The organism is Pseudonocardia sp. 73-21, from assembly GCF_001899645.1.
Classification (GTDB): Bacteria; Actinomycetota; Actinomycetes; order Mycobacteriales; family Pseudonocardiaceae; genus Pseudonocardia.
Window position 1 is genome coordinate 242,884 of sequence record NZ_MKVV01000044.1, and the last position, 13,660, is coordinate 256,543.

19 protein-coding genes are annotated in these 13,660 nt (G+C 73.2%); 14 read left to right on the plus strand and 5 right to left on the minus strand.

Going from position 1 to position 13,660, the window contains the following annotated elements; all coding sequences use genetic code 11:
- Nucleotides 1–3: 3 nt before the first annotated feature.
- Nucleotides 4–228: a DUF4332 domain-containing protein gene (locus BGP03_RS13705; RefSeq protein ID WP_296373586.1), complete on the plus strand. Its 225-nt coding sequence runs from the start codon at nt 4–6 to the stop codon at nt 226–228.
- Here the strand turns inward: BGP03_RS13705 and BGP03_RS13710 are convergent, their stop codons facing one another.
- Entirely contained in the window at nt 229–621 is a 393-nt protein-coding gene (locus BGP03_RS13710) for a hypothetical protein (RefSeq protein WP_296373588.1), read from the minus strand.
- 218 nt (nt 622–839) lie between these two features.
- On the opposite strand from BGP03_RS13710, the gene BGP03_RS13715 reads away from it, so the two are divergent.
- Nucleotides 840–1,688, plus strand: coding sequence for an acyl-CoA thioesterase domain-containing protein (locus BGP03_RS13715; RefSeq protein ID WP_298798881.1), 849 nt, complete (start codon nt 840–842; stop codon nt 1,686–1,688).
- On the opposite strand, the gene BGP03_RS13720 is transcribed toward BGP03_RS13715, so the two are convergent.
- A complete protein-coding gene (locus tag BGP03_RS13720) occupies nt 1,685–2,500 on the minus strand; it encodes a transglutaminase family protein (RefSeq protein ID WP_298798883.1) in 816 nt (271 codons plus the stop codon). The two genes, BGP03_RS13715 and BGP03_RS13720, sit on opposite strands and share 4 nt — an antisense overlap.
- 188 nt (nt 2,501–2,688) lie before the next feature.
- On the opposite strand from BGP03_RS13720, the gene BGP03_RS13725 reads away from it, so the two are divergent.
- The 9 genes from BGP03_RS13725 to BGP03_RS13765 all read left to right on the plus strand — a co-directional run bounded on the left by BGP03_RS13725 (nt 2,689) and on the right by BGP03_RS13765 (nt 10,097).
- Entirely contained in the window at nt 2,689–3,378 is a 690-nt protein-coding gene (locus BGP03_RS13725) for a response regulator transcription factor (protein ID WP_296373621.1), read from the plus strand.
- Nucleotides 3,375–4,814 (plus strand): HAMP domain-containing sensor histidine kinase, encoded by a 1,440-nt coding sequence (locus tag BGP03_RS13730; protein WP_296373593.1) that lies wholly within the window; start codon nt 3,375–3,377, stop codon nt 4,812–4,814. Before BGP03_RS13725 ends, BGP03_RS13730 begins: the two co-directional genes overlap by 4 nt.
- Nucleotides 4,815–4,834: 20 nt before the next feature.
- Nucleotides 4,835–5,245, plus strand: coding sequence for a DUF1707 domain-containing protein (locus tag BGP03_RS13735; protein WP_296373595.1), 411 nt, complete (start codon nt 4,835–4,837; stop codon nt 5,243–5,245).
- Between the two features lie 26 nt (nt 5,246–5,271).
- Nucleotides 5,272–5,658, plus strand: coding sequence for a hypothetical protein (locus tag BGP03_RS13740; protein WP_296373596.1), 387 nt, complete (start codon nt 5,272–5,274; stop codon nt 5,656–5,658).
- Nucleotides 5,655–7,055: a ferredoxin reductase family protein gene (locus tag BGP03_RS13745; protein ID WP_298798885.1), complete on the plus strand. Its 1,401-nt coding sequence runs from the start codon at nt 5,655–5,657 to the stop codon at nt 7,053–7,055. Before BGP03_RS13740 ends, BGP03_RS13745 begins: the two co-directional genes overlap by 4 nt.
- A 75-nt stretch (nt 7,056–7,130) precedes the next feature.
- On the plus strand, nt 7,131–7,595 hold the full coding sequence (locus tag BGP03_RS13750; RefSeq protein ID WP_298798887.1) for an FMN-binding protein: 465 nt from the start codon (nt 7,131–7,133) through the stop codon (nt 7,593–7,595).
- On the plus strand, nt 7,592–8,320 hold the full coding sequence (locus tag BGP03_RS13755) for an FAD:protein FMN transferase (protein WP_298798890.1): 729 nt from the start codon (nt 7,592–7,594) through the stop codon (nt 8,318–8,320). The genes BGP03_RS13750 and BGP03_RS13755 overlap by 4 nt, the downstream gene beginning before the upstream one ends.
- 170 nt (nt 8,321–8,490) lie before the next feature.
- Nucleotides 8,491–9,216 carry a hypothetical protein gene (locus tag BGP03_RS13760; RefSeq protein ID WP_298798891.1) on the plus strand — a complete coding sequence of 242 codons (726 nt, stop codon included), beginning with the start codon at nt 8,491–8,493 and terminating at the stop codon, nt 9,214–9,216.
- Nucleotides 9,213–10,097, plus strand: a complete 885-nt coding sequence (locus BGP03_RS13765; protein ID WP_298798893.1) for a hypothetical protein — start codon at nt 9,213–9,215, stop codon at nt 10,095–10,097. Before BGP03_RS13760 ends, BGP03_RS13765 begins: the two co-directional genes overlap by 4 nt.
- Here BGP03_RS13765 and BGP03_RS13770 read toward each other — a convergent pair whose 3' ends face one another.
- The gene (locus tag BGP03_RS13770; RefSeq protein WP_298798895.1) at nt 10,098–10,634 is read right to left on the minus strand and encodes a PH domain-containing protein; all 537 of its coding nucleotides are present in this window, start codon (nt 10,632–10,634) and stop codon (nt 10,098–10,100) included.
- Nucleotides 10,635–10,734: 100 nt separating this feature from the next.
- Nucleotides 10,735–11,193, minus strand: a complete 459-nt coding sequence (locus BGP03_RS13775; protein WP_296373607.1) for a MarR family transcriptional regulator — start codon at nt 11,191–11,193, stop codon at nt 10,735–10,737.
- Nucleotides 11,194–11,240: 47 nt separating this feature from the next.
- Here BGP03_RS13775 and BGP03_RS13780 point away from each other — a divergent pair, with 47 nt between their 5' ends.
- From BGP03_RS13780 to BGP03_RS13790, 3 genes are read left to right on the plus strand one after another with little or no spacing between them, the layout of a single operon-like run.
- Complete coding sequence (locus BGP03_RS13780; RefSeq protein ID WP_296373608.1) at nt 11,241–11,639, plus strand: DUF5313 family protein; 399 nt, start codon at nt 11,241–11,243, stop codon at nt 11,637–11,639.
- 10 nt (nt 11,640–11,649) lie between these two features.
- A complete protein-coding gene (locus BGP03_RS13785; protein WP_296373609.1) occupies nt 11,650–12,108 on the plus strand; it encodes an AraC family transcriptional regulator in 459 nt (152 codons plus the stop codon).
- A 9-nt stretch (nt 12,109–12,117) separates the two neighbouring features.
- Nucleotides 12,118–12,534, plus strand: a complete 417-nt coding sequence (locus BGP03_RS13790) for a VOC family protein (RefSeq protein WP_296373610.1) — start codon at nt 12,118–12,120, stop codon at nt 12,532–12,534.
- Nucleotides 12,535–12,919: 385 nt separating this feature from the next.
- Here the strand turns inward: BGP03_RS13790 and BGP03_RS13795 are convergent, their stop codons facing one another.
- The gene (locus BGP03_RS13795; RefSeq protein WP_296373611.1) at nt 12,920–13,288 is read right to left on the minus strand and encodes a hypothetical protein; all 369 of its coding nucleotides are present in this window, start codon (nt 13,286–13,288) and stop codon (nt 12,920–12,922) included.
- Between the last annotated feature and the right edge of the window lie 372 nt (nt 13,289–13,660).

Sequence of the window (13,660 nt, forward strand, 5' to 3'; positions counted from 1 at the left end):
GCCATGGCCGACGGACATGTCGAGAACGACCTCGCCCACCTCAAGGGCATCGGACCGAAGCATTCCGAGATGCTCAAGTCCATCGGGGTGGACTCCATCAAGGAGCTGCGCCACCGCAACCCGGCGAGCCTCAAGGAGATGATCGAGACCCGGCACGGCAAGGTCGTCGGCCTGTCGGAGAAGACGGTCCAGACCTGGATCGACGAGGCCAAGGCCTACGCCGGCTGATCACCCCGAGGCGAGCTGGCCGTCGCTCGGCACCTGGTCGGGCACGGCCACCCCGTCGGCCTTCGAGTCGTTCTGCACGGCGTCGACGGCGCTGCTCACCCCGTTGATGTCCTGGTCGGTGGCCTTGCCGCCCTTGATCTTCGCCAGGGCCCCGGTCACCGCCGCACCGGCCGCGTCGAAGGGCGCGGCGAGCTTGCACAGCGTCGGCGACGACTCGGCGTCGGCCTTCGCGAGCTTCAGCTCGTGCACGGTGAAAAGCCCGGCCAACCCCGCTTTGACGGTGGCCCCGACGCCGTGCAGCGACCCCGCCTTGTACGGGTTGTAGATGAAGTGGTGGAACGCGCCGAACGCGAGGCCCGCGTGCAGCACGAACTTCGTCTTGTCGAAGTTCACACTGCCGACCTGCTGGCATCCCGCACCGCTCGATGCCGCCGCCGTCGCCGGAGCGGAATTCGCGGACGAAGCGGACGGACCGCACCCGGCCACCACAATCAACCCGACAATGGACAACGCACCCGCAAGTACGCGAATCTTCCCCCGAAGAATGGTCTGCACAACGGCATCATCACACGACCGGAATGGGTGACCCGGTGGCCGGGTACCGTCCGCGCGTGATCGATCCCGTCGACCGGCACGTCCTGCGCGCGTTCGCCATCGCCCGCACCACCGGCGCCCCTGCCCTCGCCTGTCTGGCCGGCGTCGGCGCCACGCCGGAGGGCACGTTCGGGCTCACCGGAGCCCCCGACGGGTGGACGGCCCCGGTCGGGCTCCTGGAGATCGCGGTCCTCGCCGATCTCGCGCTCGGCGCCGCGGCGCGGGCCGAGGCGGGGTCCGACCGCCGGATGCCGACGCTGGGCCTGACGATCGACCTGGCCGGGGGGTTGCCTCCCGCGGCGCGGCTCACCGTGGCGGCCGACGAGCCCGCGATCGACGACGGCTTCGTCTCCACCGCGGGCACCGTGCGCGACGGCGACCGGGCCGTCGGGCACTGCGCGGCCACCTTCGCGCTCGGCTCGGCGGGGTTCGCCGTGCTGCCGTGGGAGCTCCGCGACGCGGCGTCGGTCGACCCGCTCGCGGAGCCCGACCTGGATGCCGCCGAGACCGGGATGCTCGCGGCGGTCCGGGCCGCGACGGGCTCTTCCTGGAGCGACGCCGTCCTCGACGACGCGATCCGCGACGGCCGGCTCCACGCCTCGCCGCTGCTCGCGAACCGGGCCGGCACCGTGCAGGGCGGGGTGCTGTTCGCCCTCGCCGCCCGGGCCGCGGCGTCAGCCGTCGACGGGCCGGTCCGGATGCGCGGCGGCCACCTCGACTTCCTCTCGGCCGGCGACGTCGCCCACCCGCTCGACACGACGTCCACGCTGCTCGGTGCGGGTCGCCGCACCTCCTTCGCCCGGGCCGAGATCAGCCAGGACGGGCGGCTCGTCGCGGTCGGATCCTTCGTCCAGCACGCGGGCTAGCCGACCCGCTCGTCCGCCTTCACCACCATGGACTCCAGCCACGGCGCGCCGAACGTCGTGGTCATGGCGACGTCGGAGGCGTCGCGGCCGCGTCCGATGAGGACGCGGCCCTTGCGCGGCCGGTTGTTGCGGGGGTCGAAGGTCCACCACCGGTCGCCCAGCCACACCTCCATCCAGGCGGCGAAGTCCATGGGCGCCGGGTCCACCGACACGTCGACGTCGGGGAGGTAGCCGAACACGTAGCGGGCCGGGATGTTCAGGGCCCGGCAGAACGAGATGGCGAGCTGCGTGAAGTCCCGGCACACCCCGAACCCCGACGCGTTGACGTCGGCGGCGGTGCTCAGCGGGCCGCTGCTGCCGTACCGGAACTGCAGGTGCCCGTTGACGTGGTCGCAGATGGCCTGCACCCGCGTGTAGTCGCGCGGCAGGTCCCCGAAGCGCCCCCACGCCTCGTTGCCGAGCATGTCGGGCAGGCAGAACCGGCTGGGCAGCGTGTAGATCAGCACGTCGTCGGGGAGGTCGTCGGGGGCGCACTGCTGCGCGGTGACGTCGACGTCCTCGGTGGCGTCGGGCACCTCCACCAGCGCGTCGTAGCGGATGACCGAACGGCCGGCCGGGATCACGAGCCGCTGGCAGGGGTTGCCGTAGAGATCGGTGTAGGTGCGGACGGGGGTGTCCGGCGCCACCGAGGTGGCGGCGCTGAGCACCGTCACCGGGCCCTCCTGCAGGGGCTGCACCTGGATCACCGCAGGGGTGGGGACCTGCGCCGAGTAGTGGAACTCACAGCCCACGTCGATCTGTCGCACCGTCACCGCGACCATCGTCCGGCAGTGGACCGCGGTTGACCAGCGGGAGCAGGTATCTGCACGGCGCTGTGCCGGCTCCTCCCGCTGTGCCGGCCACCACCACCTTCTACCGCCCCGCGGTGATCTCGGAGGACACCTGGCTGCCGGTCCTCGCCGCGCTCCGGCGCGAGCCGGAACGAGGGCAGGATGGGCGGGTGCCCCACCGCGTCCTGGTCGCCGATGACGACCGTGCCATCCGCGAGTCCCTCGCGCGCGCCCTCGACCTCGAGGGCTACGAGGTCGTCACCGTCGTCGACGGGGTGGAGTCGCTGACGCGGGTCCACAAGGAGAGCTTCGACGCGCTCGTGCTCGACGTGATGATGCCCGGGGTGGACGGGCTGGCGGTCTGCCGCGTGCTGCGCGCGGAGGGTGACCGCACCCCGGTCCTGATGCTGACGGCCCGGGTCGAGACGCCGGACCGGGTCGCCGGCCTCGACGCGGGCGCCGACGACTACCTGCCCAAACCCTTCGAGCTCGACGAGCTGCTGGCCCGGCTGCGGGCGCTGCTGCGCCGGGCCGCGTTCGTCCCCGAGAACGGGACGGCGGACGTCCTGCGGCTCTCCGCGCTGCGGCTGGACCCCGCGGCCCGGCGCGCCTGGTGGGCCGAGGAGGAGCTGCAGCTGTCGAAGACCGAGTTCGACCTGCTGGAGCTGCTGCTGCGCAACGAGGGCATCGTGCTCGACCACTCCACCGTCTACCAGCGCATCTGGGGCTACGACTTCGGCGTCGACTCGAAGAACCTCGCCGTCTACATCGGCTACCTGCGCCGCAAGCTCACCGCCGTGGGCGCCCCGGCCCTGATCCACACCGTCCGCGGTGTGGGCTACACGCTGAGGGTGTCGTGAGTCTCCGGTCCCGGTTCGCGCTGGCGTTCGCCCTGGTCAGCGCGGTCGTAGCCGGGCTCGTCGGGGTGCTGAGCTACCAGGCCGCGTCCGACCGCATCGGGCAGGAGATCGACCGGACCCTGAGCTCAGCGACGGCCTCGGTCGCCGCGGGCGAGACCGGGGTGCTGACGGTGGCCGGGGTGCCGCCGGAGGACGGCGGCCGCGGGCGCGGCGGCGACCCCGGCCGCGCCCCGGACGGCGCCCGGGCGCTGGTCGGGTGGGCGGTGGCCGCGGACGGCACCACCACGTTCATCGGGGGCAGGCCGGTACCGCTCCCGCTCACCGACACGGCCCGGGCACTGGCCGCCTCGGGCCCCGACGGTGCCACCGACAGCACCCAGTTCACCCTCGGCCGCGGCACCTACCGGGTGCTGACCACCGCGCTCGGCGACGGGCGGGGCGCGTTGCAGGTGGCCGCCGACGTCGACGACTCCGAGCGGGTGCTGCGGGGGATGGCCATCGAGGTCACCCTCGTCGGCCTGGTGGTGCTGGTGGTGGCGGCCGGCGCGGGATGGCTGCTGGCGGGCCGGATCACGCGGCGGCTGGTGCGGCTCACCGCGATCGCCGAGGACGTGAGCGCGCACGGCGGGGTGGAGCAGGAGGTGCCCGTCGACGGGCGCGACGAGGTCGGGCGGCTCTCGGCGTCGTTCAACACGATGCTCGGCCGGCTGGCCGCGGCCCGGGCGGCGCAGGACCGGCTCGTGCAGGACGCGGCGCACGAGCTGCGCACCCCGCTCACCAGCCTGCGCACCAACGCGAGCGTGCTGCGCCGCGTCGACGAGCTCTCCCCCGACGCGCGGACGCGGCTCATCGACGACGTCCAGGGTGAGACGCGCGAGCTCAGCAACCTCGTCGACGAGCTGGTCGAGCTCGCGCTGTCGCAGCGCGGCGAGGAGGCCGAGGAGCCGGTGGACCTGGCCGCGGTGGCCCAGCACGCGGCCGAGCGCGTCCACCGCCGGACCGGCCGGGCGGTGCACATCGACACCGACGGCTCGATCGTGCACGGGCGGCGCCAGGCGCTGGAGCGCGCCGTCGGCAACCTGCTGGAGAACGCCGCCAAGTTCGACGGCGACGGCGACGGCCCCATCGGGGTCCGGATCCGCCGGGGCGCCACCACGGTCACCGACCACGGGCCGGGCATCGAGGCGGCCGACTCCGCGCGCGTGTTCGACCGGTTCTACCGCTCCGACGCCGCCCGCGGCCTGCCCGGATCCGGGCTCGGCCTGTCGATCGTCCGCGACGTCGCCGAGGGCCACGGCGGCACGGTGTCGGTCTCGACGCCGCCCGGCGGAGGCGCGGCCGTGGGCTTCACCGTGGACGCCGCGCGGCTCTTACCTTCTTCCGAATCGGATCACGTCGAGGTTTCACCCCGGTCGATCACGGTGGGAGCTACCTGACCGACCACCCCGGGAGTCCGATGTCCGCCGCAGCTCCACTGAGCTCCCTCCCCCAGTCCGACCTCCGCCGGGCCGACCTCCGCGCCTCCGACGCCGAGCGGGAGGCCACCGTCGCCCGGCTCCACCAGGCCCTCGGCGACGGCTTCCTGGATCTCGACGAGACCGACCAGCGGGTGGCCGCCGCCTACGCCGCCCGCCACCTCTCCGAGCTCGAACCCCTCACCGCCGACATCCCCCGCCGTCCCGGCTCCGGGACGACGGCCCCGGCCTGGTCGGACGTGTGGATCTCGGCCGTGTGGCGCTCCCGCGTCACGCTGCTGGGCGACGCGCCCGAGAAGCCGACGGCCCGCCAGTGCCGGACGGCCGCCGTGCTGGCCGTCCTCGTCGTGCTGTGGCTGGTCGTGTGCTTCGTCCTCGGCGCCGTGCTGTGACCACCCCCGAGCCCGAAAGGCCAGCAATGAACTCCCCCCACAGCGGCTCCCGCTGGGAGCCGTCGGCCACCGACGCCCCCACCCGGGACACCTCGGCCCCGGCCGCCTCCGCCACGGGTGACGGCACGTCCACCGTCGCGGCTGCCGAGCCGGTCGCGCCGCGTCCGCGGCGCCGACGCCGTGGGCTCGTGGTGGCGGCCATCGTCGCCGGTGTCCTCGCGGTCGCCGGAGCCGGCGCCGCCGCGATCGGCCACGCCGTCGCCGGGACCGGCGGCTCCTCCGTCGGAGTCGGGCGGGACGGCGGTGGCCCGATGATGGGCGGCCGCGACGGGCACCCCCACGGGCCCGACCTCGACGGCGACGGCGGCCCGGGCCCCGGTGCCGGCACGCCGGGAACCGGTCCCTCCACGTGACCACCATCCAGATGCAGCCCGTACCCGCGACGCACCGGGCCGGGCCCGCCCGCACCCCCGACCGCGGGGTGCGCCTCGGCGCCACGACGGCCCTCGGCGCCGCCCTCGCCCTGGTCACGTGGTGGTGGGCCACCGGCGGTGGCCTCGGCGACCTGGGGGGCTGGGAGTCGGGGCTGACCTCGACGGGCCGGTTGACCGGCCTGCTCGCCTCCGTGCTGCTGCTCGCCCAGGTGATCCTCATGGCGCGCCTCCCCCTGCTGGAGGGCGCGTTCGGCCAGGACCGCCTCGCGCAGGTGCACCGGCTCGTCGGCTTCACCTCGTTCACTCTCATGATCGCCCACATCGGACTGATCGTCTGGGGCTACGCCGCCGGCGACCTGCTGAAGGCGCCCGGGGAGACCTGGGACCTCACCGTGGACTACCCGGGCATGCTGCTGGCCGTCGCCGGCACGTTCTGCCTGGTGATGGTCGTGGTCACCAGCATCCGGGCGGCCCGGGTGCGGCTGCGCTACGAGTCGTGGCACCTCCTGCACCTCTACGCCTACCTCGGCGTGGGTCTCGCGCTGCCGCACCAGCTCTGGACGGGTCAGGAGTTCCTCTCCTCCACCGCCCGCACCGTGTTCTGGTGGACGCTCTGGGCGGCGGCCGCCGGGTCGGTGCTGGTCTGGCGCGTCGCGCTGCCGTTGTGGCGCAGCGCCCGCCATCACGTGCGCGTCACGTCCGTCGTTTCCGAGGGCGACGGGTGCGTCTCGGTGTACCTGACCGGACGCGATCTCGACGCACTCCAGGCGCGGGCCGGCCAGTTCTTCACCTGGCGCTTCCTCGCCGGCACCGGCTGGACCCGCGGCCACCCCTACTCCCTCTCGGCCGCACCCGACGGTCGCAGCCTGCGCATCACCGTCAAGGACCTCGGCGACGGCAGCGCGGCCCTGCGCGGCGTGCGGCCCGGCACGCGGGTGCTCGTCGAGGGGCCCTTCGGTCGCCTCTCCGAGCGCGTCCGCACCCGGGGGAAGGTGGCGCTCATCGGCGCCGGCGTCGGGGTCACCCCGCTGCGGGCACTCGCCGAGGAGCTCGAGCAGCACCGGCCCGGTGAGGTCGTGCTGCTGCACCGCTTCACCGACCAGCCGCTGTTCGCCCGCGAGCTCGACACGCTGGCCCGCGAGCGTGGCCTCACGGTCGTGCCGCTGCCCGGCCGCCGGCGCGCGCCCGACTCCTGGCTCGGCGACGGCATCGGGCGGGTCGACGACCTCACCGCGCTGCGCGCCCGCGTCCCCGACATCGCCGAGCGTGACGTCTACGTCTGCGGGCCCGAGGTCTGGACCGGGCTCGTGCGCCGCACCCTCACGGCCGCCGGCGTCCCGGACGGCTCCATTCACACCGAGACGTTCGGCTGGTGACCTGGGTGAACGACATCGCTCTGCGGGGACCTCACCACCCGCACCACGAACGAACCCTTCGGTTGGTGACCTGACATGCGCCGCATCGTCCTGTTGTTCCTCGCCACGCTCGCCACGGTGGTCCTGCTGTTCGGCTACCGCACGTCCACGTCGTCGACGATGCCGTCCACGGTCGCGGTCGCCGCACCGGCCGCCGCGGCGGCCCCCTCGACGGGCACCCCCTCCGCCGGCACCCCCTCCACCGGCACCCCCGCCGCCGGCACCACGACCGTCACCGGCACCACGGCGTCGACCCGCTGGGGTCCGGTGCAGGTGCAGCTCACCGTCGCGGGCAAGAAGATCACCGCCGTCGACGTCGTCCAGTACCCGAACGGCAACGGCCGCGACCAGGAGATCAACTCCTACGCCATCCCGACGCTCGTGCAGGAGACGCTCTCGGCCCAGAGCGCGAACATCGACATGGTCAGCGGGGCCACCGTCACCAGCGACGGCTACCTCACGTCGCTGCAGAGCGCGCTCGACCAGGCCGGCATCGCGTGATCCGGCGACACGTCGAGCACGTCATGGGCATGCCGGTCAGCCTCGCCCAGCGCGGGCGGCACGCCGACGACACCGCGGCCTGGGAGCAGGTCCTCGCCGAGCTTCGCCACGTCGACGCGGTGTTCAGCACCTACCGGCCCGAGTCGGTGATCTCCCGCCTCGGCCGCGGCGAGATCACCGAGGACGAGTGCCCGCCGGAGGTCCACGAGGTCCTCGCGCTGGCCCGGCGGGCCGAACGGGCCTCCGGGGGCGCGTTCTCCGCGTGGCGGGACGGCGCCCTCGACCCCAGCGGCGTGGTCAAGGGCTGGGCGGTCGAGCGCGCCGCCGCGCCACTGTCGGCGTTGGCGGACACCGACTTCTGCCTCTCCGCCGGCGGCGACATGGTCTGCCGCGGGCTGGAGCAGCCGTGGCGGATCGGGATCGAGGACCCCCACGACCACACCCGCGTCCTCGCCACCCTCGACGTCCGCGTCGGCGCCGTCGCCACCTCCGGCACCAGCCGCCGGGGCCAGCACATCGCCGACGCCCGCACCGGCCGGCCGCCCACGGCCGTCGCGTCGGTCACGGTCGTCGCGGGACGCCTCACGTGGGCGGACATCGACGCCACCGCCGCCTACGCCCAGGGCGCCGACGCAGCGGCCTGGCTCGGGCACCGCGTCGGGCGCACGGGGCTGGTGGTGTGGGCCGACGGCTCGACCACCACCGTCGGGGGCACCGCACCGTAGATGCCACCATCCACCATGCCCGACACCGCAGGACTGACGGAGAACGAGGCCCGGGAGCTCGCCCGCCAGGGCCATGCGAACACCGCGGTGTCGGGCTCGTCGCGCACCACCGCGCGCATCCGCCCGCCCGCATCGAAGGGCGGCGCATCATCGCCGGCGTCGGCTCGTCGATGTACCTGTTCCTCGCCCGGGTCGCGACCCAGATGCTGGTGATCCTCACCGTCACGCTGCTCGGGCTCGGGTTCCCCTACACCCCGACGCAGGTGGGGCTGACGCTGTTCACCGTCGGCGTCCTGACGTTCTCCCTGACGCTCTGGGCCCGGCCGACACCGACGCGGAAGGACCTGCTGATCTCGTTGGCGCGCTTCGTGATCCCCGTCGGTCTGGTCACTGCCGGTTTCGCCACGGCGGTCTACACGATCCTCTACCAGCTGGTCAGCACCGGACTCGCGAGCGCGGGCAGCCAGTCCGCCGAGGGCATCGCCCTGTTCGAGCGCTCCACCGGGCTGACCTACGGCGTCGACGCGGACTTCCTCACCGCCTCGGCCACCCTCGGCGCGCAGTCCGGGCTGTCGGTGTTCGTCTCCGTCACCGCGTTCGCCCTGATCCTGCTGCTCGAACCGCCGGCGAGGCTCTTCACGGCCTGGGTCCCGGTCACCGACGACCGCCGCCCCGTCCTGCTCGCGGCGGGCCTGTTCGTGGCGTTCGCGCTGGTTCTGGCGTTCCCGGTGACGCAGGCCTACTTCGGACTCACCGCCCCCGACCCACCCGTCATCTGGGTCGCCGCTCCCGCCGTCGTGCTGTGGTTCGGCACCCTCAGCCTCGTCCTGCGCTTCGAGGTGCTCGAACGCACGCTCGGCCTGCTGCGCCCCGATCCCGAGATCGTCCCGGCATGACCGTCGCCGCGGTCGCGCTGGCCACCCTCGCGGCCGTCATGTTCGCCGTCTCCGCGGTGCTGCAGAACGGCGCGGTGTCCGACATCGTGGCCACCGGCCCCGCCATCGTGGGCCGGACCGGCTTCGCCACCCTCGCCCGCACCCGCGGCTGGCTGGCCGGAGCGGTCCTCGCCGGAGCCGGCTCGGTCACCCACGCCGGTGCGCTCGTGCTCGCCCCGGTGGCGATCGTGCAGCCCATCGGTGTGCTGGCGGTGCCGTTCGCGGTGGTGATCGGGGCCTGGCGCACGCGGGTACGGCCGTCGGCGGGGCTCGTGCTCACCGTGGCGACCTGCCTGGCGGCCGTCGCCGGCTTCGTCACGCTGGCGGACGTCCGGCTCGGGGCCGGCACCCAGCCGCGCTTCGCCGGTGCCGTCCTCGCCGCGGCCACCGCCGCGGGGCTCGCCGGCATCCTCGCCGCGCTGGGGAGCCGCAGCACCGGCTGGCTGCGGTGCGTGGCGTTCGCCGCGTCGGGCGCCACCGCTTTCGGGCTCGTCTCGGCGCTGATGCGGCTCGTCTCGCTGCACCTCACGACCGGCGCCGACGACCTCGACGACATCGGGGTGCTGCTGCCCGTGGCCGGGATCGTCGTGGCGCTGGTCGGCGGGGGCTGGGCCGTGCAGCAGGCGCACGCGGCGGGCGTGCCGTCGGTGGTGGTCGGGTGCCTGACCGTGCTCGACCCGCTGGTCGCGGTGGTCCTGGGCGTCACCATGCTGGGCGAGGGCGGCTCCACCTCGCCGGGCGCGGTCGCCGGCCTGGTCGGCTTCGCGGTGCTCGGGCTCGGCGCGGTGCTCGTGCTGGCCCGCCACCACCCCGAGGCCCGGGCCGCCGCTCCGCGGCGGTGATCAGCGACGCCAGCGCGGGCGGGCCAGCATGCCGGTGGCGCGGGTCTTGCCCTGCTCCCCGAAGATCAGCTCGGACAGCGCCTCGTAGACCTCCTCCGGGCGGGGGAGGTAGTCGATCCGGTTGAGTGCCTGGATCTGGCCCGCCGACTCCACGACCACGGTGCCGTAGCCGAAGATGCGCCCGCCGAGCGACCGTTCGAACGTCAGGTCGGTCACCTTGCTGATCGGCATCATTCCCACTTTGTGCACGATGAAGCCCTCGGCGAGAATCACCCGTTTGTCCGTGACCACGAGCTTCTCGATCCACCACAGGATCGTGAAGATCGTGAACCGTAGCACCGCCACGAGCGCCAGGTAGAACATGATGTTGTCGCCGAGCACGGTGTCGGGCAGCAGGCGTTGCACCACCACGAGCACGAGCAGCACCACCGCGGTCTGGGCGACGTCCACCGCGATGAACGCCCAGTGCCGCCGCACCCGGATCACCCGCCGCTCCGTCGGCAACAGGTACTCGTCGATCTCGCGGGGGGCCAGCACCGCGCCGACTTTCTCAGACCCGGACCGGTGACGCACGCCGTCACCGACATTGCGGCCGTTCGGAGCAGCCGATCGGTGACACCCGCCGCTTATCGGGCATCTATCCGGCTGCCGCCAACGGGTCGGGGGTGCGGCGCGTCCGGGCGATCACGTCGGTCAACACGGCGTGCAGCTTCTCGAGGTCGGCCAGGGGCATTCCGAGCCGCTCCACGACGGCCGGCGGGATGCGTTCCGCGGACGCGCGCAGGGCGCGTCCGGCGTCGGTGAGCGTGACGGCGAGGGTGCGCTCGTCGCCGGGCACGCGGCGCCGCTCGACCAGCCCGGCCGCCTCCAGTCGTTTGAGCAGCGGCGAGAGCGTGCCCGGATCCAGCGCCAGGGCGCCGCTGAGGTCCGTGACCGACCGGGGCGAGCGCTCCCACAGCGCCAGCATCACGAGGTACTGCGGGTGGGTGAGCCCCATCGGCTCGAGCAGCGGCCGGTAGAGCGCGACCACGTTGCGCGCCGCGACCGACAGCGCGAAACACACCTGCCGGTCGAGCTGGAGGAGGTTCTCGGGCACTGGACCAGTGTAGCCTGATTGGGGCACAAAACATTGGGGTGATAAGCATGGACGGCATCCGCCGACCGAACCCGTTCCGCTGGGTGGCCTACGCGTTCGGCGCCCGCCTCCCGGCCCGCAACCGGGAGTGGGTGTTGTTCGACGCCACCACGCGCACCTGGGTGCTGCGCCACTTCGCCCGCACCACCGTCCAGCTCGCGCCGTTCGTGATCGTGCTCTTCGTCCTCATCCCGGGCGAGCCATGGGTCCGCGGCTGTGCGGTGCTGGCCGGCATCCTCCTCGGCTTCTTCTACTCCGCCTCGTACATGCACCAGACCGCCGAGCTGCACGTCATGAAGGCCGGGTACCCGCGCGGCACCGCCGAGGCCACGCGCGCCGCCGCGCACCCCGACGAGGAACGCGAACGCCAGGAGCGCTACCAGCAGCGCTGGCGCACCGGATCCTGAGCGGCCCACCGTGAGCGCTCCGCCGCGCCGGGCCCCCGACGACCAGCTGGTGCACCTGCGCCGGACCCGCGACCACATCGACCGGCACTACGCCGAACCTCTGGACCTCGACGCGCTCGCGGCCGTCGCGGGGATCAGCAAGTACCACTTCCAGCGGCTGTTCACGGCCACCTACGGCCTCTCTCCGGCGGCCCACCTCTCGCAGCGGCGCGTCGAACGCGCCCAGGACCTGCTGCGCGCCACCAACCTCACCGTCACCGAGGTCTGCCACGCGGTCGGCTTCTCGAGCCTCGGCTCGTTCAGCAGCCGGTTCCGTGAGCTCGTCGGGGAGACGCCGAGCGAGTTCCAGCGCCGCTGGGCGGCCACCGGTGCGCCGCACATCCCGGGCTGCTTCATCCTGATGTGGGGGCTCGCGGAGCGTAGAGGGTCCGCAACGGAGGAGAAGCATCCGGGGCCCGGCCCGTCCTAACCTTCCCGCATGATCACCCACATCTCCATCGCCACCGTTTTCGTGAAGGACGTCGAGGAGTCGAAGGCCTTCTACGTCGACGTCCTCGGCTTCGCCGAGCACACCGACATCACCCTCGGCGAGGGCTATCGCTGGTGCACCGTGAAGCACCCGAGCCAGCCGGAGCTGCAGGTCCACCTCGCCCAGCCCGGCCCGCCCCTGTCCCCGGACATGGTGGGGGCGATGCAGCGCGCACTGGACGGCGGCGGCCTGAACGGCCTCGGCATGAACGTCGACGACTGCCGCACGACCTACGACGACCTGGCGGCCAAGGGCGTCCAGTTCATCCAGGAGCCGCAGGAGCGTCCGTACGGCATCGAGGCCGTGGCGCGCGACAACTCCGGCAACTGGATGGTGCTCGTCGAGCCGAAGGAGTTCACGCTGTAGAGGTCCGACAACGGAAACGGGGGGGTTGGCCTACCAGCGCACGGGGGACCCGATCACCATCGGCGTCGAGTTCCCCGACGTCGAGAACTGATGGCGCAACTTCGACGGCGAGGGCGGCCCGCTCTCGCTGCATCTGGACGGCACGGACCGTCCTGGGCACGCCATCGCCCGGCGTGACGGGCGCGGCGCGTGACCGTGTCGGTGCACTGGGGCCAGTGCTCCCGGTATGTCCCTGCTGTTCTGGCCACCGGGACCTGTGGTGCGCCGTCGGACCACGGCCGGGCAACTCGGCGGTGCTGCAGGTGGTGGCCCCGGGCGGTGCGTAGAGGTGCGGACCTTTAGACCTGGTCTCATAACCCGGTCTCGATCAGTTGCCGGACGTTGATCAGGCGCAGGCGAGGGTCAGCAGCGGGACGGTCGTGCGCTCAGTGCGGTCGTAGCGCAGCCCGAGCCGCTTGAACCTCGATGCAGCCCGCGACCAGTCCAGCAGCTGCGCCTCAGACAGCTCGTCGAGCACGAGTTGGTGCAGCCGGCTCCGCACACCGGCGTCCTGCCACTCCCGCAGCCCAGCCCCTCCGGCAGGTCCCGTCAGCGGCAGCCATGTCGAGCACGAACAAGATCCCTTCCGGCGCGGCCCGATCGTCGATCTGCGGCCGCCCACCCGGTCCACGAAGCGCTGGACGCGCGGGATCAGCGGCTCGATCAGCTCCCAGAGTCGATCTTCGACCAACCGCTGCTGCTTGCTCTTCGCCACGACCGACGACGATCAACGATCAGAGACCGAAGATCACGTAGCGACTCGCCCGGTTTTGAGACCAGGTCTCAAGGACACTCGTGCAGGCGATGAATCAGTTGGTGTGGCTGGCGGAGCACGTCCTGGTACCCGGCGCCGCGGGCGGGTGCGGCGGGGCAGAGCGTCGGCTGCTGCAGCGGCCCGGTGACGCGGCCCGGTGACGCGGCCCGGTGACGCGCCGGTTGCGCGCGAACCCGAGCTGTCCGCTACCCGGGCGCCGGGGAGGTCACCGGGGCCGGGTTGGTGTCGGGGATCTCCGCGCCCCGGTCGCCGGCCGCGACACTCCTTTCACCTGGGCTCGCGGGTCGTGATCGCCGGGTGCTGAACGCCGAG

Bases quoted from the DNA above. Each gene is read 5' to 3' on its own strand.
- BGP03_RS13765 (WP_298798893.1), top strand. From the start codon at position 9,213: ATGACCGTCGCCGCGGTCGCGCTGGCCACCCTCGCGGCCGTCATGTTC.
- BGP03_RS13750 (WP_298798887.1), top strand. From the start codon at position 7,131: ATGCGCCGCATCGTCCTGTTGTTCCTCGCCACGCTCGCCACGGTGGTC.
- BGP03_RS13790 (WP_296373610.1), top strand. From the start codon at position 12,118: ATGATCACCCACATCTCCATCGCCACCGTTTTCGTGAAGGACGTCGAG.
- BGP03_RS13780 (WP_296373608.1), top strand. From the start codon at position 11,241: ATGGACGGCATCCGCCGACCGAACCCGTTCCGCTGGGTGGCCTACGCG.
- BGP03_RS13735 (WP_296373595.1), top strand. From the start codon at position 4,835: ATGTCCGCCGCAGCTCCACTGAGCTCCCTCCCCCAGTCCGACCTCCGC.
- BGP03_RS13705 (WP_296373586.1), top strand. From the start codon at position 4: ATGGCCGACGGACATGTCGAGAACGACCTCGCCCACCTCAAGGGCATC.
- BGP03_RS13760 (WP_298798891.1), top strand. From the start codon at position 8,491: ATGTACCTGTTCCTCGCCCGGGTCGCGACCCAGATGCTGGTGATCCTC.
- BGP03_RS13740 (WP_296373596.1), top strand. From the start codon at position 5,272: ATGAACTCCCCCCACAGCGGCTCCCGCTGGGAGCCGTCGGCCACCGAC.